Here is a 22,617-nt window from a genome sequence, read left to right on the forward strand (position 1 = left end):
CGGGGGCGGGGGGGGGGGGGTATGCGGGGCCTTGAGCGGCAGGAGCCGCGAAGAGCTACAAGGATGTATTCACGCGTGCCCCGCATACCCCACCCGCCCCGGCCAACCCCCAGATGCAGCTCGAAAGCCCACCAGCCGCGAGGGGGTTTCACCCGTTCGACCCACCCACCGGCATCGCCAGCGCCATGAAATTCGCTTCGACCGGCATGCGTGGGGCAGGGCAGGTACCGGCAGGACCGCTTCCGTCGCGTGCCAGCCAGTCGCCCACCATGCCGCCAAGCAGGTCGATGCGCATCGGCAGGGTGATGTGGTCTTCGCCGCGCATCTCGACGTAATGCACGCGCGTGCTGGCCCGTGCCAGCTGGCGGCCCTGGCTGACCGGGATATGCTGGTCGCCATCACCATGCAACAACAACACGCAGGCACTGCTGTCGGCCACCGCGCGGGAGACATCGACCCGGTCCAGGTCCACGCCGAGCCGGTGGTTGGCCGCCGCGATCACGCGGTTGATGTCCTGCGCGCCATAGCGCCAGCGCGCATAAGCCGCGACCGTCTGTGCCTGCCAGCCCTGCGGCTGGCTGGCCAGCAGGTGCGGAATCATGCTGCGGATGGCATCGCCGGCATTGGCGAATGACTCCATTGCGACCACGCCGGCCACCTGCGGACCCAGTTTTTCCGCAGTGAACAGCGCGGTGGCCGCACCGTAGGAAATGCCAAACAGGTAGAGCGGTCCCTGCACTTCGCCGCGGTTGCGGAGATCGGCGATGACATCGACCACTTCGTCGGATTCGATCGTGCCATAGCCAGCAGGCCCGGTGCCGGAGTGGCCATGGTTGCGCAGGTCGATGGTGACTACCCGGTAGCCGGACTGTGCCAGTTGCAGCGACCAGGGCAGCAGGGAATCACCGCTCATCATCCAGCCGTGCAGCAGCACTACGGTGCCGCGGGATGCCTTCGGCGTGAATGGCCGGGGCAGGTCCAGGCGCAGGTCCATGTCCATCGCCTCGCCGCCCTCGTGGCGGGGCCGTGCGTAGTGGTAGCGCAGGCCATAGTTGCCGGCATCGAAGGCGCGCCAGAAGATGCGCACGCCTGCGCGGCTGGCCACGTAGCCGCTGCGGTTGGGCACGGTGGCGATGGTGGCGGCGATATGGGCCTGGTCCAGCAGCGGCGAGGCGCCGCCGGGCGACACCAGGCGTTCGCTCAGCGAGGTGGAAGCAGAAGGGGAGCAGGCGGCCAGCCACAGGCACGCGCAGGCCAGCAGCAAGCGCATCATGGTCATCGGGACACGGAATTGGCTGCACAGGCTAGCGAGGGTGGCCCTGTGCGATCTACCGCTGTTCGATGACGACTTGATGACAGTGCAGCATTGATTCAGCTGCGTGGCGGTGCCTCCATCCGCCGGGCGTGGCCCGGCGCTACCGCTTCGGCAGGCGGACGACCCTGGTGCCGCTGGCACGGTCGTGCCAGGCCCGTCGCTGCCGATCCAGCAGCGCCCACCAGAAGCCTGCGCCGCAGAGCAGCAGCGACAGCGTGCCGACGGTGTAGCGCAACCAGAGTGCGCGCAGGGTGACCCTTCCGCCATCAATGGGGACGACCGCGATCCGCCATGGGCGCATGCCCAGGGTCTGGCCACCACGTCGCCAGCTGAAGGTGGCATACACCCCAGTGACCAGCCAGCAGCTGGCCCACAACGCCCACTGCCATCCGCTGAAGGGCGTGATGTTTTCGCGTTGGGCATGCCCGCTGAGGGTGAACGCGATCACGAACAGGGAGCCGAGGAACATCCACAGCGCGAGCGCCGGGAACAGGTCGTAGAGCAGTGACAACAGGCGCCATCCCAGCAGGGAGGGCGGGCGGCTGGACGACACGGAGACCTCGTTGTGGGTGCTGGCCATGCGCCGAGCATACGCAAAGCTGGTGGGCGACGCAGCGCGCCGCGTATCCTTCCGGCATGGTCGTTGCCGCTACCCCTGCCGAACGCCGGCAACTGGTGCAGGCGTTGCCCGCGCTGGACAGCGCGGATGGCGTGTTGATCACCCGTTTCCTCGATGCCGCCTGGGCCGAACACGGGCTGGCACGTGCCAGCCTGGACAGCTACCGGCGCGACCTGGAAGGCGTGGCCCGCTGGCGTGACGGACGAGCGGGGGGGCTGGCGATGATCGACCGCGCAGACCTGTTCGATTACCTCGCCTGGCGTACCCGCCATGGCTGGTCGCCGCGCAGCAATGCCCGTCTGCTGTCCGCGTTGCGGGCCTTTTTCGCCGACTGTGTCCGCCGTGGTGCGCGCAGCGATGACCCCACCGCCCTGCTGGATCCGCCGAAGCTGCCGCGGCTGCTGCCCAAGGCACTGGCGGAAAGCCAGGTAGACGCGCTGCTGGCGGCGCCGGATGTCGACGATACGGTGGGCCTGCGTGACCGCGCGATGCTGGAGCTGATGTATGCCGCCGGTTTGCGCGTGAGCGAGCTGGTGGGGCTGCCCGCCACTGCGGTGAACCTTCGCCAGGGCGTGCTGCGGGTTACCGGCAAGGGCAGCAAGGAGCGCCTGGTTCCGTTGGGCGAAGAATCGCAACACTGGCTGGAACGCTACCTGCAGCAATCGCGCCCGCAACTGGCGAACCAGCGCGCGGTACCGGCCGATGCCAGCGGCCAGGTGCCATTGTTCATCGAGCCGAGCCTGCGCCCGATGAGCCGGCAGGGGTTCTGGCACCTGGTCAAGCGATACGCTGCGTTGGCGGGAATCGATCCGGCACGGATCAGTCCGCACGGCCTGCGGCATAGTTTTGCGACGCACCTGCTGAACCGTGGCGCGGACCTGCGTGCGCTGCAGATGTTGCTGGGGCACAGCTCGCTGTCGACCACGCAGATCTACACGCTGGTGGCACGCGAGCACCTGCAGAAGCTGCACGCGCGGCATCATCCCCGGGGCTGAAATCGCTCTTCCCGCGCCTGGGAGCGGGCGGTTCCCGCGCTGTGCACCGGCAGCCGGAGCTGCTGGCACAGGACATCCAGGTCCCTGAGCTGGCGCCGCGCGGGGCACAGGTTGGATACCGTCCTCAGCGTCTGCGCCACGCCCTGTGCATGTGGCTGCGATGACAACCTGGCCCGGATGCAGGCCAGCTCATCGACGTGGTGTCGCAGCGACTGCGCATCGCATCGGTGGCTCCAGTATTGGCGTGCAAGATGTCTTTCCACCGAGTCGATGGCACGCAGGCTCCGTATCAAGGCCTTCTGCTGCTGCGATTCGTCCAGCTCGCCGTGCAGGTAGCGGCTGATCAATCCTTCCGCTCGCTGCAGGTGCGCCCGCGTACTGCGGAGCACGCGGGCGCGGAACCAAAGGAAGGCGGTATTCATCCAGTGCACGGGGTGGCATGTCAGCTTCGATGCTTACAGGCTTAATGATTTGGCCATGCGATTCCTTTCATAAATCGGTCGTGCGTGTGCGTGACGAGACGATTCAGATGGAGAAGCCTTCGGTCGAAGAGATGCCTGATGAGGTGCTGCTGGAACGGTTTGCAGGCGACCCCTTCATTCCGGTGTTTATCGCGTCGAATACGACCTTCTCCTTGTTGGGGGCGTGCTCCCTGCCGGCGTGTCCAACGTGCTGCGGCGGAGTCGACATGGGCATGCCGATCGAGCCGATTCCCGAGGACGCCAGCGTTGATGTCGGGCTTTCCAGCATGATGTCGTCAAATGAACGAAGGTCGGGAGCAGTGAAGCTGCGATAAAGGCGCATCGTCGGCGCCGGGACACTGCTGCCTTCATTCGACCAGTTATCGGGGGCGTCGTCGAAAGCCTGGGAGTGCGGCATGTGCAGGGGCTCCCCATTGGCGCGAGGGGACCATGCGTCAGGTATGCCGGGATGTTCGGGTGGGGGGAGCTGGTTGGCTTCCAGCAGCGTGGCGGCAGCCTTGCGTTCGAGCTTTTCGGCAAGCACAGACCAGGTGCCATGCAGTGCTGTCGCTTCCGGTGGCTTCCGTTGCTCGATATACACGATCACTTCGAAGGACAGATGGCACCGTTTGGCAGCGGTGGCAGGATCTGCAGCGGGCGCATCGCCGAGTGCGCAGGCCACGGCTCTCTCTACCCGGTTCGCCAGATCGTCGAAGTCGGGCAGGCGACCTTCCCAGAAGGCTGTCGCCACCTCGTCCGCACGGGAGGCAAACGCAGCAGGGCCATGCGGCAGCAGCCTGGATTGATTAACCTTGCGCTGCTGTATCGAAGCGTTCAAGGAACGGAGGGTCCATTCCTGCATGCGGGAGATGGCGGTTGCCGGCGACGTGGGTTTCTGCGTCGAAACGAAATCGATGATTTCGGAGGTGCGCTTGAGTTCCGCCCCCGCTGAATGCCGTTCGTCGCTGTTCCGTAGCTCATGTCGAGCCAGTTCAACAATGCGTTGTTCCATGACATCCGCCTCGAGGAGATCACCCGCCCAGAAGTCGTGGGCCAGCATCGTGCGGTCGTAGCGGCCATGAGGGTTGTTTCGTAGCAGTATGCCCTGCAGTGCTGCCACGGCAGGTGCATACGGCCTGGAGGGTTGCAGCATGCGGATTTCAAGCAACCTGGCCATGAGCAGCTTGTTCGGAGGAAGCAGCGTGTTGGTGTCGCCTCCCGTCGACATTCTGGGCGAATTGCGGTCGAACAACGTCGCCCCCAGCTTCCCAAGGCGTACTGCTCCCAGGACAAGCTCTTCCGTGCTTGCTTTCCCCGACCAGTATCGTCGCGCCAGCTTGTCTTCGCTGTTGCGGATTGCCATTAGCGCGGCGTGGTACCTGGCAGCCGAATAGTGCGTGGCAGCCAGCTTTACCGTTGCGCTTGTCTGCCTGAGCGCGTACGCACGGAGCATCAGGCCAAGCGGGGGGATGAAACTCATATCGTCGTTCCAGGGAGCATTTTGAGGCTGCGATGATGTGCCCGGCAATGGGATCGCGCTCCCAGAAAACGGTTGCCAGCGTCGATCAGGGCAGCAACGTCAGGGTGACGGATGGCAGCACCGGGTATGCGAGAATCAGGGCATCTTTCCCGATCCGCCGGAATCTCCGATGCTCCGTTTCGCTCTTGCCGTTGCGTTCGGCACACTCAGCCTGACCGCTTGCGCGCAACAGGCCCCTCCCGCCGCAAAGGTGGCTGCGTCATCGTCTGCAAGTACCACAGGCGGCGGCCCGGCCGAGCAGAAAGTACGCACGGCATTGCAGCAGCTGGATGCCAACTTCAAGCCGGATTACATCGGCGCCGCCCCGTTCCCCGGCTTCCGGGAGGTCGTGGTATCCGGCCAGGTGCTGTACGTCTCGGATGACGGCCGCTACCTGATGCAATCGCAGCCGTATGACATCCAGGCCAAGGCGCTGGTGAACAGCGAAGGACTGCTGTCCTATCGCCGCGGACTGCTGGACAAGGCCAACCATGGCGACCGTATCGTCTTCGCGGCCCCGAATGCCAAGCACACCATCAGTGTCTTTACCGACATCGAATGCGGGTACTGCCGCAAGCTGCACCAGGACATCGCCGAACTGAACCGCAACGGCATCACCGTGGAGTACCTGGCGTTCCCGCGCATGGGGCTGGGCAGCAAGGACTACACCGACATGATTTCGGTGTGGTGTGCCACCGATCGTCGCAAGGCGCTGACCGCTGCCAAGCAGGGCAGTCCGGTGCCGGCGAAGAACTGCACCAACCCGGTGGCAATGCAGTACGCGCTGGGCCAGCAACTGGGCGTCAACGGCACCCCGGCGATCTTCGCCGCCGACGGCACGCAGCTGGGCGGCTACCTGCCACCGGCGCAGCTGAAGGCTGCGCTGGAACGGAGTGGCCGCTGAGGCAGCGGCCCCGGCCGAAAGCTCCCCGGCCGTTGCCGGGGAGCCTGCACGAGGTTACTTCAACCCGTCGCTGATGCCGCGTGCCAGGGTGCCCTGCGCGTCATCGCCGCTGAACTCCCAGAAGAACGCACCGCCGAGTCCCTGGGTCTTTACGTAGCCCATCTTGCGGGCCACGTTGGCCGGCGTGTCGAAGCTCCACAGCGTACTGCCGTTGTAGACCCAGGTCGCGCCGGCGGTAGTGTCCGTGTACGTCGGCCAGCCAAGGTTCTTCAACACCTTCCAGTCTTCGATGCCGGCCTCGTAGGTGCCCGCCGCGGGTCCCCCGGCGGTCTGGTACATGCCGTTGTTGCCGCCGGCCACGTTGTTCCATCCACGTCCGTAGAAGCCGATGCCCAGGTTCAGCTTGGCGGCAGGTACGCCGCGGCTGATGAAGGCTTCGATGGCATCATTGCTGTTGTACTGCTGCTGGTCACCGCTGGATGGATCGGACGGCGAATCGAACAGCGCCGAGTGATGGTTGGTCTGCGGGTCCCACGCACCGTGGAAGTCGTAGGTCATCACATTGATGTAGTCCAGGTACGGATGGTAGGCACCCGGATCGGTCACGCGGATCTTGTCGATGCCGGCGCCAACGGCGACCGTCAACAGCAGGCCGGGGCGAACTGCATCCAGCTGCCTGCGGAATTCCGCCAGCAGCGCGGTGAAGTTGGCATTGTCTTCCGGCGCGCCGCAGGCGATGCCGCAGGCCACCGGATATTCCCAGTCGATGTCGATGCCGTCGAACACCCCCAGCGCGGCGGCGGGCCCACCTGCGCCATCGGTCACCGGCAGGTTGCCGCGGATGTACGCATCAATGCACGACGCAACGAAGGCCTGGCGGTTCTCCGGGCGTGCCGCACTGGAGAAACCCCGCGACCAGGTCCACCCGCCCAGCGAGATCAATACCTTCAATCCGGCGTGCTTCGCCTTCAGTTGCTTGAGCTGGTTCCAGTTGCCGCGCAGCGGCTGGTCCCAGCTGTCGGCGCTGCCGCTCACGCTCTCGGCTGCAGCGAAGGCCTTGCTGTAGTCGGCAAAGGCATCACCGCCGGCCCCGGTATTGGCATCCGACGGTTGGGTGACGCCTACTTCGCAGCGGTTGTTGCGTACATTGCCGAAGGCGTAGTTGATGTGGGTCAGCCCGGCCGCCGAGCCGCTGCTGTCGATGTTCTTCACCCGGTAGTTCCGGCCATAGATGCCCCACTGGGTGAAGTAGCCGATGACCCGCTTGCCGGCGCCGCCACCGCTGTCGGCCACGGTGGCGGCGCTGATCGCGCTGCCTTGTGCCGAGGCGTTGCCGGCGTTGTCGCGCGCCCGCACGCTGTAGCTGTAGGTCGTGGACGGTGTCAGTCCACCATCGGTATAGGCGGGGCTGGACGGTGAGCCGACCAGGCTGCCATTGCGGTAGACGTCATAACCGGCTATCCCGCTGCCACCGGCGTTATCGGTAGAGCCGTTCCAGCTGAGCGCGATGCTGGTGGCGGTGCGGGTGCCCGCGGCAAGGCCGCCGGGCACGCTGGGCGCCGTGGTATCTCCCCCTGCCGCGGTGACGCTGATGGTGATGGTGGCCGAGCTGGCGATGGCGTTGTTGTTGTCGGTGGCCACCGCACGCAGGGTATGGCTGCCCGCGCTGGCGTTGGACCAGCTGGCGCTGTACGGCGCACTGGTATCGACACCGAGCGAGTTGCCGCCGCGGAAGAATTCCACCTTGCTGACACTGCCGTCCGGATCGCTGGCGTTGGCGCTGACGGTTATCGTGCTGCCTGCGGTGAACGTGGCTCCGTTGGCCGGCGAGGTCAGGCCGACCACTGGCGGCTGGTTGTTGCCGGCACCGTCGCAACTGCCGAGGTTGTCGTAGTACGGGGCGCCTGCTGGATGGTCGGGTGGTGCATTCCAGATGTCCTGCCTGGCCTGGTACAGCACCCCGCCTTTCTGCAGGGTGTCACCGCTGCGGTAGATCTTCGCCTGGTCCCATTCATCGACACCGCTGCAGTTGGCGGCATGCGCCAGGGTGGGCAAGGCGCCACTGATGGCAAGCGCCAGCAGCCACCCGGGACGATGGTGGCGAAGGACATGGAGGGGACGGACGGCACTGCGCACAATCGAGTCGTACATGGTGTGTCTCCGATCGATCAGGATGTCGCGCGGGCCACGATGGCGCCGCGTGTAACGCAGGTCCGAGCGCCGCGAAGTCCGCGACGGAGGGAGCCGGACCAGACCACCGCCTTGGCATGAGGCGGTTACGACAACGTTGTCATCGATGGGTCAAGCAAACCGTGCGCTGGTTCCCTTTTTGCGTGTCTGGGATGGCAGCCGCAGGCGGCTGCACGTAGCGCGTCCTGGCGCTGGTGAAGCGCCAGGATTGCCTGGGCGTCACCCCGCGGCATGGCGGATGGCTTCGAAAGGGCGGAGGAATGCGTGATCGGGCTCAGTTGCCCCGCATTCGTGCCTGTGCGATCTCTTGCTGGATGCGATGCACCGAGTCCAGGGCAGTTCGCGGTGTATGCGCTGGGTTTCCTCGAGCTGTGAAGTAGCCGCTCTGCCACATCTGCCTGATCCTGCCGATGTTGTTCAGGACGGTTTCGCCGTCTGTCCGTGTCGGGTTCGGGGCTGGCTGCGACGCCGATGCCGTATGCGAAATCACCGAGGGTGGGGACTGCGCTGGTTGCGCGGCGTTTTCTGCGGTCCCGACAACCGCTACGCCAGCTAATACGCCAAGTGATAGCCGCATCCGTGGTGCGTGCGGAGTGACCGTGGCTGGTACAGGCGATGCAGTGCGCAACGCGGCGCTCATGGGACGCGTGATGAATCCGCGACCGATGCTGAGCTTGCCATTGTGGAGGGGAAGTCCGGTGAAGGCGCACAGTTTCCGGCTGGCAGGGGCGGTTGAAGGAGCCGATGCCGCAGGGACGGCCGTGGCTGCGGCCTGCCGTACGTTGAAGGACACAGGCCCGCGCGGTGTGTAGTCCCGCGTGAACTCGCGATAGTTCGCCAGCCTTGGCAACGGGCGGGGCAAGGTGGTGCTGTTGTGTATGCGCGATGGCGACAGGTTTTTGCTGCTCTGCGGGACGCGCGGCAAGGTGTCGACAGCGCGCGCAACGAAACTGGGGGGGGAATAGATGGTGCGGATCATGCTGCTCTCCAGATATAGGGGGAAGGTGCCCAGCGTGGAATCTGCAGCTATGGAGTGCCGCCAGAAATCGCGCAGCCGCTGGGTTGCTGTGCGGCCGTGCAACGGGCCACCGCCATCAGATACGCGCCTTGGTGAGCGCGCGGAAGATGCCCAGCGGATGCAGTTCGCTCGTCTGCGGTGAAAGGTTTTTTCGTGTAGCGATGGCGTGCGCTACGGTGCCGCCCACGACGCAGCTGCGGCTGGGCCATGGGTCACCGGCGCGGTCGCCGTTGCGCTCCCGCAAGGGCAACCCCTGCAGGCCGATCAAGCCCAGTGGATGATGTTCCGTGCGCAAGACAGGGATCGGGCGCTCGGATAGCCACGCCTCAAGGACCATGTCAGGCGAATGGGGCTTGGGCGTCATCGCTGTCACCTGCGGTGGCGGTGCCGGGTCAGGCCGGCGCCACGCCTCGCTGTGGGCCAGGGGAGGGAGGGGTGATGGGCGCAGCCGGAGATCGGCGAACATCGGCGCGGCCGGGGCGCGACGGCGTGGAGTGGGGGCCGGTGCCATCAGGCCGGGTGGATTCTGCCCAGCCTGTACCGGGCGCGGAGCGTTTTCGTGCAGGGCGCGATGCCCACCCAGGTCCTGCTGCCCGCCATCGCAACCACGGCGCAAGGCGGCGTTGCCGACGCTGGCGGGTGCCGTGCCTGTCGCGGCGATCGGACGCGGGCTTCCGCGCAGCGGGGCCGCAGAGGAAGGCAGGCCTGGCGTGATGGGCAGGATGGAGGCAGGGACAGAGGGCATGGCGACATGTTCAGGCAGGTGGGGTGGCCTGTAGCGTTGTCGCCCGCCTGGGGGCCTGCCTTCATTTCCCGTGCATCGCCGGGCATGCCGGTTCCGGTACGGCGGCAGGACCGCCGCACTGCTTCCGGTACAATAGCCGGCCCGTTTCCCAACCACGGTTCCCCGGACATGATGGTCCTCGAGGGCGCGCCCGCCCTGTCGGCGTTCCGCCGCGAACGTCTTGAATCCCGCCTGCAGGCTATCGCTGCCGATCTGCGCATCAGCGGTGCCTGGCACGTCTACTTCGTCCAGCTGGAGGGCCAGGCGAGTGCCGATGCCGCCACCCTGCGCCGGATCCTGGAAGCAGGCGAGCAGGCCGAGCCGGTTGCCGAAGGGGCCACCAGCCGCTTCGTGGTCCCCCGCCTGGGCACGCTGTCACCCTGGTCCAGCAAGGCCACCGAACTGGTGCGCGGTGCCGGCCAGCCGGTCAGCCGGGTGGAGCGCGGCCTGCGCATCGACGTGCTGCACTGGCCCAGCGACCCGGCCGTGCAGCAGGCGCTGGCCAAGGCCTTGCATGATCCGATGACGCAGTCGGTGCTGGGCGCGGTGGAACAGGCGCAGGCGCTGTTCAGCACGCCGGCACGCGGCACGCTGGAGCGGATAGCGCTGGATGACCTGGAAGGCGCCAACCAGCGCCTTGGCCTGGCGATGGCGCAGGACGAGATCGATTACCTGCGCGAGCGCTTCGGCCAGCTGGGCCGCAAGCCCTCGGACGTGGAACTGATGATGTTCGCGCAGGCGAACTCCGAGCATTGCCGGCACAAGATCTTCAATGCCAGTTGGACCATCGACGGCCAGGAGCAGGACCGCTCGCTGTTCCGGATGATCAAGAACACCCACCAGCAGACCCCGCAGCACACACTCAGCGCATACAGCGACAACGCGGCGGTGATCGAAGGTCGTCCTGCGGCGCGCTATCGTCCGGATCCGGCCACGGGCGAATACCGCAGCGAAGCGGTGCTGCCCAGCGCATTCCAGATCAAGGTCGAAACCCACAACCACCCGACCGCGATCGCGCCGTTCCCGGGCGCATCCACCGGTGCCGGTGGCGAGATCCGCGACGAAGGGGCGACCGGTCGTGGCGGCAAACCGAAAGCCGGCCTGACCGGTTTCTCGGTATCGCACCTGCGCATCCCGGGCCTGCCGCAGCCGTGGGAGGCGCCACGTGCGCTCAACCCGCGCATGGCACCGGCGCTGGACATCATGCTGGACGGTCCGTTGGGCGGCGCTGCGTTCAACAACGAATTCGGCCGCCCGAACCTGCTCGGCTACTTCCGCAGCTTCGAGCTGCCCGAAGGCGAGGCGCTGACCCGTGCCTACGACAAGCCGATCATGCTGGCCGGTGGCCTTGGGGCGATCGATCGCGTGCAGGTGGAGAAGATTCCGCTGCAGGATGGCGATGTGGTGATCGTGCTGGGGGGCCCGGCGATGCTGATCGGCCTGGGCGGTGGCGCTGCTTCGTCGGTGGCCTCCGGTGAAAGCGCCGAAGACCTCGATTTCGCCACCGTGCAGCGCGACAACCCGGAAATGGAACGGCGTTGCCAGGAAGTGATCGACCGCTGCGTGGCCATGGGCCTGGACAACCCGATCAAGTTCTTCCACGACGTCGGTGCCGGTGGCCTGTCCAATGCCATTCCGGAGCTGCTGCATGATTCCGGCGTGGGCGGCGTGATCGATCTGGGCAAGGTGCCCACCGATGACCCGTCGCTGTCGCCAATGCAGTTGTGGTGCAACGAATCGCAGGAACGTTATGTGCTGGGCGTGGCGCCCGGGCGCCTGGCTGAGTTTGCGGCGCTGTGCGCGCGCGAGCGTTGCCCGTTCGCCGCCGTCGGCATTGCCACCGCTGAACAGCACCTCGTGGTGGCCTATGGCGCGGTGCCCGGCAACATCCCGGCCGATGCCCCGATCGACCTGCCGATGGACGTGCTGTTCGGCAAGGCGCCGAAGATGCACCGCGATGCCGCGCATCCGCCGGCACCGCGTTGGCCGGCATTGAAGACCCAGGGGCTGGACCTGCACGAAGCGGGCCTGCGCGTGCTTGCGCATCCCACGGTGGCGTCGAAGAGTTTCCTGGTCACCATCGGCGACCGTAGCGTTGGCGGGCTGACCGCACGCGAACAGATGGTCGGCCCGTGGCAGGTTCCGGTAGCCGACGTCGCCATCACCGTGGCCGCGTTCGATGACGTGGTTGGCGAAGCCATGTCGCTGGGCGAGCGCACGCCGCTGGCGCTGCTCGACGCGGCCGCTTCGGCACGTATGGCGGTGGGCGAAGCGATCACCAACCTGTGCGCCGCCCCGGTGGACGCGCTGGAAGAAGTAAAGCTGTCGGCCAACTGGATGGCCGCTGCTGGCCATGCCGGCGAAGACGCACGGTTGTTCGATGCGGTCAAGGCCGTGGGCATGGAGCTGTGCCCGCAACTGGACATCAGCATTCCGGTCGGCAAGGACTCGTTGTCCATGCAGGCGCAATGGCAGGATGGCGGTGAAGCGCACAAGAGCGTGTCGCCGGTGTCGCTGGTCATCTCTGCGTTCGCGCCGGTGACCGATGTGCGCCAGCAGCTGACACCGCTGTTGCAGCGGGACGTCGACAGTGAACTGTGGTTGATCGGCCTGGGCGCTGGCAAGCAGCGCATGGGCGGCTCGATCCTGGCCCAGGTGCATGCCGACCACAGCGGGTTGCCGGCATTCGGCGGCAAGGTCCCGGACCTGGATGACCCGCAGCGCCTGCGCGGGTTCTTCGAACTGATCCGCGATGCACGCCAGGCTGGCCTGCTGCTGGCCTACCACGACCGCAGCGACGGCGGCGCCTTTGCGGCGCTGTGCGAGATGGCATTCGCCTCGCACATGGGGCTGGACATCCTGCTCGACGCCTGGGGCGATGATCCGTTCCGCAGCCTGTTCAACGAAGAACTGGGAGCGGTGGTACAGGTGGCGCGGGAGGACCGTGCGGCCTTTGCCGATCTGGTCGAACGACATGCGCTGACCGAATGCGCGCAACGCATCGCGCGGCCCACCACTGCACCGGTGGTGCGCGTGTCGCTGCATGGCGAAGACCTCGTCCAGTGGCGCTGGGAGGCGTTGTTCGATGCGTGGTGGTCGGTCACCCATGCCATGCAGAAGCTGCGCGACAACCCGGACAGCGCCGACCAGGAGCGCGCCATTGCACGCAGTTTCAATGCGCCGGGGCTGAAGCCGAAGTTGAGCTTCGACATCGACGAGGATATTGCCGCGCCTTTCATCGCCACCGGTGCACGGCCGAAGATCGCCATCCTGCGCGAGCAGGGCGTCAACGGGCAGGTCGAGATGGCAAACGTCTTTGAACGTGCTGGTTTCCGTGCGTTCGACGTGCACATGAGCGACCTGGTCGATGGCCGCGTCGGCCTGCAGGACTTCGCTGGCCTGGTCGCCTGTGGTGGCTTCAGCTACGGCGACGTGCTGGGTGCAGGCCGCGGTTGGGCGACGTCGATCCTCGAGCGCAGCGCGCTCCGTGATGCCTTTGCCGCGTTCTTCGCGCGCGAGGACAGCTTCGCGCTGGGGGTGTGCAATGGTTGCCAGATGATCAGCCAGTTGAAGGCGATCATCCCCGGCGCCGAGCATTGGCCACAATTCCGCCGCAATGCCAGCGAGCAGTTCGAAGCGCGTACTTCATTGCTGGAAGTGGTGGAATCGCCGTCGATCCTGCTGCGGGGCATGGCGGGATCGCGCCTGCAGGTGGCGGTGGCGCATGGCGAAGGGCGTGCGGTGTTCGACAATGCCGTCGACCAGGCTGCGGCGCGCGTGGCGCTGCGCTTCATCGATGGCGAAGGCAAGGTAGCCAGCCAGTATCCGTTGAATCCAAACGGTTCTCCGGATGGCATCACCGGGCTGACCACTTCCGATGGCCGGGTCACCTTGATGATGCCGCATCCCGAACGCACCCCGCGCGCGCTCAACCTGAGCTGGGCACCGGCGGAGTGGCAGGGCGATTCGCCGTGGCTGCGGATGTTCCGCAACGCCCGCGTATGGTGCGCATGACCACCCACGGGTGATGCGGCGCGCCAGTGCCTTGGCGTATGGAGGCCCGACGGGAAACCGGCGGGCCTTTTTTATGTTGGCCGACGTTATCGACCAGACGGCGACGTTGTGGACATGGTGACGGAAGGCATCGCATCCGTCATGCGCTGACGGGTGAAGCTTATGAATGGGTAAAAATGTGATTTGCATCACGTCAATACGTTTTTGTTGGTCAAACTATTGACGTTGCCAAATGTTCACGTTACATCTTCTATCTCGTTCTGGAAGTGTTCAGTCAGCCGTACCCGCAGGATCGCGCGCACCGCTGTACGTTTCTCTGCTCGTCGTCCGGCAACTGCAGTAAATCTCGCGAACAAGCGCCCTTAGGGGACGTTGGGCCGATGCGCCCGGCGATGGCGTTGCTTTGCCCAAAACCAGTCCAACCAGGAGTCGTATCAGATGAATCGGATTTATCGCAAGGTCTGGAATAAAGCACTCGGACAGATGGTGGTGGCCTCGGAACTTGCCACTTCCGACCAGCCCGGGACCGTCATCGACAAGCGACGCCGCAATGGCAGCGCTCCGGTCCTGGTAGGCGCTTCGCTGGCACTGGCGTTGGGATGGGCGGCTGGCATGCCGCAGGCCCATGCGCAGTCGGTGGCGGTTGGCGGCAACGAAACCTGTGAACGGGTCGATGGCAGCCTGGTGGAGTGCGCGGTTGCCGGGAACGCCCGCACGAATGGCATCAATGCGATAGCGGTCGGCGCCAGCAGCGAAGCGAACGGCATGTTTGCGGTCGCCATCGGCAGCAACAGTGTCGCCAGCGCTTCACTGGCTGCGGCGTTTGGAGGCGGTGCCCAGGCGACCGGACTCGGTAGTTCTGCGCTCGGCGCGGGCAGCATCGCCTCGGCCAGCAACAGCGTGGCACTGGGTGTTGATTCGGTTGCCGACCGTGCCGACACGGTGTCGGTGGGCCATGCCGGTTCCGAGCGCCAGGTCACCAACGTGGCCGCAGGCACCGAGGGCACCGATGCGGTGAACCTGGACCAGCTGGACGAAGTGGCGGCGGTGGCCGACAACACCGCGAAGTATTTCCAGGCCACCGGCAGCGACGACAGTGATGCTGGCGCATTCGCCGCCGGCGCCAATGCCACCGCCATCGGTGAAGCCAGCAACGCGCTGGCCGATGGCAGCACCGCACTTGGCGGTGGCGCCGCGGCAGTGGCGGACAACGCCACGGCGGTGGGTTTCAATGCGCTGGCTGCCGGCCAGAACAGCGCGGCCTTCGGCAACAACGCGCAGGCCAGCGGCCCGGGCAGCGTGGCAGTGGGCGGCGTAGCCGTGGATGAAAACGGTGACCCGCTGATCACCAGCGGCGGCGTTGCCGTCGATACCGGTGCCACCAGTGCCGGCGTGGGCGGTACGGCGGTCGGTGCCAGTTCGGTTGCCAGCGGGTTTGCGTCGTCGTCGTATGGCGTCGGCGCGTATGCGGAAGGCGCGCAATCCTCTGCCTTCGGCGCGGTATCCAATGCGATCGGCGATTACTCCACCGCCATCGGCACGCAGACGGTGGCTACGGGCACCAGCAGCACCGCCATCGGTGGTCCGGCCGATCTGTTTCCCGGCCTGGGGTTCTTCGTGCAGACCCAGGCCAGCGGCGAATCAGCCACGGCCGTGGGCGCAGGCGCCATTGCCAGCGGTGACCTCAGCCTGGCGGGCGGCACCCTGAGCGAGGCGGCAGGCGAGCAATCCACGGCACTGGGCTTCTTCGCCTATGCACCCGGGGAGGGCGCAAGTGCCCTTGGCGCACAGACCTGGGCGAGCGGCGAGCTGAGCACCGCAGTGGGTTATTACAGCACTGCCCGTGGCGATAACAGCGTGGCGCTGGGCGCCAACTCGGTCGCCGACCGTGCCGACACGGTGTCGGTCGGCGGTGCCGGTTCGGAGCGCCAGGTCACCAACGTGGCCGCAGGCACCGAGGGCACCGATGCGGTGAACCTGGACCAGCTGGACGAAGTGGCGGCGGTGGCCGACAACACCGCGAAGTATTTCCAGGCGACCGGCAGCGACGACAGCGACGCCGGTGCATTTGCCGCCGGTGCCAACGCCACCGCCATCGGTGAAGCCAGCAACGCGCTGGCCGATGGCAGCACCGCACTCGGCAGTGGCGCCACGGCGGTGGCGGACAATGCCACGGCGGTGGGTTTCAATGCGCTGGCTGCCGGCCAGAACAGCGCGGCCTTCGGCAACAACGCGCAGGCCAGCGGCCCGGGCAGCGTGGCGGTGGGCGGCGTGGCCGTGGATGAAAACGGTGACCCATTGATCACCAACGGCGGCGTCGCCGTCGATACCGGTGCCACCAGCGCCGGCGTGGGCGGTACGGCGGTCGGTGCCAGTTCGGTTGCCAGCGGGTTTGCGGCGTCGTCGTATGGCGTCGGCGCGTATGCGGAAGGCGCGCAATCCTCTGCCTTCGGCGCGGTATCCAATGCGATTGGTGATTTCTCCACCGCCGTGGGCACGCAGAGTGCTGCCGTAGGCGCAGGTTCAGTAGCCGTTGGCGCTTCGTCGGAGGCAACCGGTGCGTACAGCACGGCAACCGGACAGGGCAGCCTGGCTACCGGCAGCAACAGCGTCGCCGTGGGCGGTGCGCTGTTTGGCATCCTGGCCACCGAAGCTTCAGGCGACTATTCGACTGCTGTTGGTGGCGCTGCCTGGTCGCCCGGGGCGAACAGCACCGCGCTGGGCAATGCAGCCGAATCCCGTGGTGCCAACAGCGTGGCCCTTGGTGCCGACTCGATCGCAACCCGTGCCGACAGCGTGTCGGTCGGCAACGCTGGCTTCCAGCGCCAGGTCACCAACGTGGCGGCGGGCACCGAGGGCACCGATGCGGTGAACCTGGACCAGCTGGATGAAGTGGCTGCTGTCGCCGACAACACGGCGAAGTATTTCCAGGCACAGCCGGAAACCGGCACTGACGTCGGTGCATGGGCCGAGGGCGAGGGTGCGCTGGCGGCAGGTTCGGCCAGCAATGCCATCGGCGCCGGCGCCGTGGCGCAAGGGGCCGGCGCCGCCGCGTTCGGCGATGACAGCGTCGCGCTGGGTCGCAACACCAGCGCCGACGGTGATGGCAGTATCGCCATCGGCGGCCTGGGCCAGGCCTATGACGAATACAACAGTCCCATCGTTGATGGTGATGGCAATGCCGTATTGACCGGTACCAGCGCCAGTGCGGGTTCGACGGCAATCGGCAATGCCGCATTGGCCACCGGCGTGACCAGCGCAGCATTCGGTGCGGCAGCGCAGGCCACTGGCGACAACAGCCTGGCAGCGGGCAACAAGTCGCGTGCGGTGGGCAGTTACAGCGTTGCACTGGGCGACAATGCATTCGCCAGCAGTGCCGAGAGCACGGCGGTAGGTGGATACAGCTGGGCCACCGCCGAAGGCGCCACTGCATTCGGCTCCAGCGCGTGGGCAACCGCCAGCAACGCCAGCGCGTTTGGTCCGGCAGCGTGGGCCAGCGCCACTGGCGCCACCTCCATCGGCTACAACAGTTGGGCCAATGGCAACAGTTCCACCGCGGTGGGACGCGGCGCGTTCGGCTATGGCGACTACAGCATCGCCTTGGGTTATCAAGCGCTTGGCAACGAGATCAATACGATCTCGGTGGGTACCAACTCGGAGGCGCTGGCAGAAAGCGCCATCGCCCTGGGCGCCGGCAGCAGTGCGCAGGGCGCCAACAGTGTTGCCCTTGGCGCAGGCTCTGAAGCCGTGCGCGAGTACAGCGTATCGGTAGGCAGCGAAGGCGCCGAGCGCCAGGTCACCAACGTGGCGGCAGGCACCGAGGGCACCGATGCGGTGAACCTGGACCAGCTCAACGCCGTGGCAGCGGCGGGCGAGACCACCAGCAGGTACTTCCAGGCCAGCGGTAGCGAGGACAGCGACGCGGGCGCCTATGTGGAAGGTGACAATGCCTTGGCGGCCGGCGAGGCCAGCAATGCCATCGGCGACGGTGCCGTGGCGCTCGGCAGCGGTGCCACATCGATCGGTACCAACGCCGCAGCCATCGGCTTCAACGCGCTGGCTGCGGCAGCCAATGCGACTGCCAATGGTGCCAATGCACAGGCTACTGGCGAATACGCCACTGCTACCGGTGCGGAAAGCGAAGCGTCCGGCGAACAGAGTGCGGCCTACGGCGCGGCCAGCGTGGCCAGCGGTGCAGGCAGTACCGCCACCGGCGTGTTGTCCGAAGCCAGCGGTGAAGAAGCGGTTGCCGTCGGTTATTTCAGCACTGCAGACGGAAGCGGTGCGACGGCGGTCGGCGCTGAAAGCGTGGCCATCGGCACCAGCGCGGCCAGTTTCGGTTTTGGCGCCGAAGCGACGCAGAGCTATAGCACCGCCGTGGGTGGTTTCGCCCAGGCGTCGGCCTTCAATGCCACGGCTGTCGGTAATACCGCCACGGCATCGGGTTCCAGTTCGGTGGCATTGGGCAGTGATTCGCTTGCCAGCGGTGCCTACAGCACCGCGACCGGGCAGGGCAGCCTGGCCACCGGCAACAACAGCGTGGCCGTCGGCGGCGCGCTGTTCGGCCTGCTTGCCACCGAAGCTTCCGGCGACTATTCCACCGCCGTCGGCGGTGGGGCCTGGTCGCCGGGCGTGAACAGTACCGCGCTGGGCAATGCGGCAACGTCGTCGGGCGACAACAGCGTGGCGCTGGGCGCCGATTCGGTTGCCGACCGCGATGACAGCGTGTCGGTGGGCCGTGCCGGTTCCGAGCGCCAGGTCACCAACGTGGCGGCCGGTACCGAGGGCACCGACGCGGTGAACCTGGACCAGCTGGACGAAGTGGCGGCGGTGGCCGACAACACCGCGAAGTATTTCCAGGCGACCGGCAGCGACGACAGCGACGCCGGTGCATTTGCCGCCGGTGCCAACGCCACCGCCATCGGTGAAGCCAGCAACGCGCTGGCCGATGGCAGCACCGCACTCGGCAGTGGCGCCACGGCGGTGGCGGACAACGCCACGGCGGTGGGCTTCAATGCGCTGGCTGCCGGCCAGAACAGCGCGGCCTTCGGCAACAACGCGCAGGCCAGTGGCCCGGGCAGCGTAGCGGTGGGCGGCGTGGCCGTGGATGAAAACGGTGACCCATTGATCACCAACGGCGGCGTCGCCGTCGATACCGGTGCCACCAGCGCCGGTGTGGGCGGTACGGCGGTCGGTGCCAGTTCGGTTGCCAGCGGGTTTGCGGCGTCGTCGTATGGCGTCGGCGCGTATGCGGAAGGCGCGCAATCCTCTGCCTTCGGCGCGGTATCCAATGCGATCGGCGATTACTCCACCGCCATCGGCACGCAGACGGTGGCTACGGGCACCAGCAGCACCGCCATCGGTGGCCCGGTCGACCTGATTCCCGGCCTGGGCTTCTTCATCTCCACCGAAGCCAGCGGTGAAGCGGCAACTGCGGTCGGTGCCGGCGCTTATGCCAGCGGCGACAACTCCACGGCGGTTGGCACGCTGGGCTTCGCCACCGGCGAGGACAGTACGGCGGTGGGCTACTTCTCCAGCGCCGAAGCGGGCAACTCTGTTGCATTGGGCGCCAACTCGGTCGCCGACCGTGCCGACACGGTGTCGGTCGGCGGTGCCGGTTCGGAGCGCCAGGTCACCAACGTGGCCGCAGGCACCGAAGGCACCGATGCGGTGAACCTGGACCAGCTCAACGCGGTGGCCGCGGTGGGCGAGAACACCAGCAGATACTTCCAGGCCAGCGGCAGCGAAGACAGTGACGCCGGTGCATACGTGGAAGGCGACAACGCGCTGGCGGCCGGCGAGGCCAGCAACGCGATCGGCGATGGCGCCATTGCGTTGGGCAGCGGTGCCACGGCGTTGGGCACCAACGCGGCAGCGGTCGGCTTCAATGCGCTGGCCGCTGCGGAAAATGCCACCGCCAGCGGATTCAATGCACAGGCGGTTGCCGCCAATGCCACTGCCAGCGGTGCCAATGCACTGGCCAATGGCGAGTATGCAACCGCCACCGGCTCCGAAAGCGAGGCGTCCGGCGAGCAGAGTGCAGCTTACGGTGCCGCGAGCGTGGCCAGTGGGGCAGGCAGTACTGCCAGCGGCGTGTTGTCCGAAGCCAGCGGTGAAGAAGCGGTCGCGGTGGGCTACTTCAGCACTGCCGACGGCAGCGGTGCCACCGCCGTCGGCGCCGAAAGCGTGGCGATCGGAACCACGGCGGCCAGCTTCGGTTTCGCGGCCGAGGCGACGGCCGGTTACAGCACGGCCATCGGTGGCTATGCCGATGCATCGGCTTTCAACGCCACTGCACTGGGCAGCTTCGCCAATGCCTCCGGTGCCAACTCGCTGGCGCTGGGCGGTGATTCGGTGGCCAGTGGTGCCTATAGCACCGCGGCCGGCCAGGGCAGCCTGGCCACTGGCACCAACAGCGTGGCCGTCGGTGGCACGCTGGGCGGGCTGTTCGCCACCGAAGCATCTGGAAATTACTCCACCGCCGTCGGTGGTGGTGCCTGGTCGCCGGGCGTGAACAGTACCGCGCTGGGCAATGCAGCCATTTCCGAAGGCCTCAACAGCGTGGCGCTGGGTGCCGATTCGATTGCCGAACGCGATGACAGCGTGTCGGTCGGCAGTGCCGGCGCTGAGCGCCAGATCACCAACGTGGCCGCCGGTACCGAGGGCACCGATGCGGTGAACCTGGACCAGCTCAACGCGGCGACGGCGGCAGGGGAGAACGCCAGCAAGTACTTCCAGGCCAGCGGCAGCGATGACAGCGACGCCGGCGCATACGTGGAAGGCGACAACGCCCTGGCGGCCGGCGAGGCCAGCAATGCGATCGGCGATGGTGCGGTAGCGTTGGGCAGCGGTGCCACCTCGATTGGCAGCAATGCGGCGGCGGTTGGCTTCAACGCGCTGGCCGCTGCGGAAAATGCCACCGCCAATGGCGCCAATGCGCAGGCCGTGGCCGCCAATGCCACCGCCAGCGGCGCCAGTGCGCTGGCCAATGGCGAGTACGCAACGGCCACGGGTGCGGAGAGCGTGGCATCCGGCGAGCAGGGTTCGGCCTACGGTGCCGCAAGCGTGGCCAGCGGCGATGGCAGTACCGCCGCGGGTGCATTGGCGGATGCCAGCGGCGTGGAGGCGGTCGCGGTCGGCTACTTCAGCAATGCAGCTGGCGATGCAGCGACTGCAGTCGGTGCGGAAAGCTCGGCCGATGGCAGTATCGCGGCGGCGCTGGGCTTCCGCGCGGAGGCCAGCGGGGACTTCAGCACGGCTGTCGGTGGCCTGGCCGAGGCCACGGCCTTCAACGCCACCGCGGTCGGCAATTCGGCGGTCGCCTCGGGATCCGGCTCGCTGGCACTGGGCGGTGATGCGGTGGCCAGCGGTGCCCGCAGCGTGGCACTGGGTGCGGGCTCCCAGGCGCTTGAGGCCAACGTGGTGTCGGTGGGCGGCGGTGCCGGCGGCAGTGCGCCTGCCACGCGCCGTATCGTCAACGTCGCCGAGGGACGCTTGACGGCGGACAGCACCGATGCGGTGACCGGCTCGCAGCTGACGGTGACCAACCAGCGTGTCGGTGCAGTGGAAAACCGGGTCAGCGACATCGACACCCGGATCGGCAGCATCGAGGTCACCAGTTCGAATTCGCTGGCCTACGACGACAGCGATCGTGGCCGGCTGACCCTGTCGGGAGACCAGGGCACCACGATCGACAACGTCGCCAGCGGCAGCATCGCCAGCGGCAGCCGCCAGGCGGTCAATGGTGACCAGTTGTTCCAGTCGCTCAGCAATGCCGCCAGCATGCTCGGTGGCGGCGCCAGCGTGGGCCTGCAGGGTGTGTTCGTCGCGCCCAACTACGTGATCCAGGGCAACACCTACAACAACGTCGGTGATGCGTTGAGCGCGCTGGATACACGGGTATCTTCGCTGGGCCAGAGCCTGGCCTCCGGCTCCCCCGTCAGCACCACGCCCACGCCCACGCCGGCTGCCGGCGGCGGCTCGGGGCCGTCTACCGCGGGTGCCGGAAGCCTGCCGGCGACCGTCCCCGCTGCCGATGCCAGCCCTGCAGCGGTGGTGGGCCAGGGTGCGGTCGCCAGCGGCGCCGGTGCCACCGCAATTGGCCTGGGTGCCACCGCATCGGGCGACAATTCGGTGGCGCTGGGCCAGGGCTCGGTGGCCGACCGTGCCAACACCGTTTCGGTGGGCAGCACCGGCAACGAGCGCCAGGTCACCAACGTGGCGGCGGGTACCGAGGCTACCGATGCGGTCAACAAGGACCAGCTGGACCAGGGCGTGGCTAGTGCCAACAGCTATACCGATACGCGTTTCTCCACCCTGTCCGACAGCTTCGACGTGTTCAAGGGCGAGATCGACGGCAAGCTGCGCCACATGGACCGCCGCATCGACCGCCAGGGCGCGATGAGCTCGGCGATGCTCAACATGGCCACCAGTGCTGCCGGTATCCGCACGCAGAACCGGGTGGGTGTCGGTGTCGGTTTCCAGGGGGGCGAATCGGCGCTGTCGCTGGGTTACCAGCGTGCCATCAGCGATCGCGCCACGGTGACCTTCGGTGGCGCATTCAGCGGTGACGACAGTTCGGTCGGCATGGGTGCCGGTTTCGGCTGGTAACCCACTGCAGGTGACGGCCACGGGCCGTCACCACCACCTCCATCCATGTGGCGACCTCCCGGTCGCCACCCACAAGTGAGGCCTGAGGGGGCGGGTCACGGCAACCCTGGCATGGCCGGCCAGGGGTGGTCGCAAGGAAGTAAGGCCGCAGGTTTGGTTCCACCATCGACCCAGAAGAGGATTTCGAC

Annotated in this window: 11 protein-coding genes and 1 pseudogene; 5 read left to right on the forward strand and 7 right to left on the reverse strand. The window is 66.9% G+C overall.

From position 1 onward, the window contains the following. Positions 1–148 precede the first annotated feature (148 nt). Positions 149–1,273 carry an alpha/beta fold hydrolase gene (locus H4O11_RS13320; RefSeq protein WP_425506060.1) on the reverse strand — a complete coding sequence of 375 codons (1,125 nt, stop codon included), beginning with the start codon at positions 1,271–1,273 and terminating at the stop codon, positions 149–151. Positions 1,274–1,415: 142 nt separating this feature from the next. Continuing rightward, complete coding sequence (locus H4O11_RS13325) at positions 1,416–1,895, reverse strand: RDD family protein (protein WP_182339921.1); 480 nt, start codon at positions 1,893–1,895, stop codon at positions 1,416–1,418. 56 nt (positions 1,896–1,951) lie between these two features. On the opposite strand from H4O11_RS13325, the gene xerD reads away from it, so the two are divergent. Further along, positions 1,952–2,929: a site-specific tyrosine recombinase XerD gene (gene xerD, locus H4O11_RS13330; protein ID WP_182339922.1), complete on the forward strand. Its 978-nt coding sequence runs from the start codon at positions 1,952–1,954 to the stop codon at positions 2,927–2,929. Here xerD and H4O11_RS13335 read toward each other — a convergent pair. Both H4O11_RS13335 and H4O11_RS13340 read right to left on the reverse strand, forming a co-directional pair. Then, positions 2,914–3,351, reverse strand: coding sequence for a hypothetical protein (locus H4O11_RS13335; RefSeq protein ID WP_182339923.1), 438 nt, complete (start codon positions 3,349–3,351; stop codon positions 2,914–2,916). The two genes, xerD and H4O11_RS13335, sit on opposite strands and share 16 nt — an antisense overlap. Before the next feature lie 103 nt (positions 3,352–3,454). Further along, the gene (locus tag H4O11_RS13340; protein ID WP_182339924.1) at positions 3,455–4,870 is read right to left on the reverse strand and encodes a hypothetical protein; all 1,416 of its coding nucleotides are present in this window, start codon (positions 4,868–4,870) and stop codon (positions 3,455–3,457) included. A 169-nt stretch (positions 4,871–5,039) separates the two neighbouring features. Here H4O11_RS13340 and H4O11_RS13345 point away from each other — a divergent pair, with 169 nt between their 5' ends. Further along, positions 5,040–5,813, forward strand: a complete 774-nt coding sequence (locus tag H4O11_RS13345) for a DsbC family protein (RefSeq protein WP_182339925.1) — start codon at positions 5,040–5,042, stop codon at positions 5,811–5,813. A 54-nt stretch (positions 5,814–5,867) separates the two neighbouring features. Here H4O11_RS13345 and H4O11_RS13350 read toward each other — a convergent pair whose 3' ends face one another. From H4O11_RS13350 to H4O11_RS13360, 3 genes are all read right to left on the reverse strand, one after another. Beyond that, positions 5,868–7,964, reverse strand: a complete 2,097-nt coding sequence (locus H4O11_RS13350; protein WP_182339926.1) for a glycosyl hydrolase family 18 protein — start codon at positions 7,962–7,964, stop codon at positions 5,868–5,870. Positions 7,965–8,277: 313 nt separating this feature from the next. Beyond that, positions 8,278–8,982, reverse strand: a complete 705-nt coding sequence (locus tag H4O11_RS13355) for a hypothetical protein (RefSeq protein ID WP_182339927.1) — start codon at positions 8,980–8,982, stop codon at positions 8,278–8,280. Positions 8,983–9,097: 115 nt separating this feature from the next. Beyond that, the gene (locus tag H4O11_RS13360; RefSeq protein WP_182339928.1) at positions 9,098–9,385 is read right to left on the reverse strand and encodes a hypothetical protein; all 288 of its coding nucleotides are present in this window, start codon (positions 9,383–9,385) and stop codon (positions 9,098–9,100) included. A gap of 549 nt (positions 9,386–9,934) precedes the next feature. Between H4O11_RS13360 and purL the strand changes: the two genes are divergently transcribed. The 3 genes and pseudogenes from purL (at position 9,935) to H4O11_RS13370 (ending at position 22,429) form a co-directional block, all read left to right on the forward strand. Continuing rightward, complete coding sequence (purL, locus tag H4O11_RS13365) at positions 9,935–13,819, forward strand: phosphoribosylformylglycinamidine synthase (RefSeq protein WP_182339929.1); 3,885 nt, start codon at positions 9,935–9,937, stop codon at positions 13,817–13,819. Between the two features lie 438 nt (positions 13,820–14,257). Further along, positions 14,258–14,602: pseudogene (locus tag H4O11_RS19590) on the forward strand (ESPR domain-containing protein); the annotation flags it as partial. Further along, positions 14,585–22,429, forward strand: a complete 7,845-nt coding sequence (locus H4O11_RS13370) for an ESPR-type extended signal peptide-containing protein (protein WP_425506061.1) — start codon at positions 14,585–14,587, stop codon at positions 22,427–22,429. The pseudogene H4O11_RS19590 and the gene H4O11_RS13370, both read left to right, overlap by 18 nt. Positions 22,430–22,617 lie beyond the last annotated feature (188 nt).

The sequence above is a fragment of the Stenotrophomonas tumulicola genome (genome assembly GCF_014117215.1).
In the GTDB taxonomy this organism is placed as follows: domain Bacteria; phylum Pseudomonadota; class Gammaproteobacteria; order Xanthomonadales; family Xanthomonadaceae; genus Stenotrophomonas; species Stenotrophomonas tumulicola.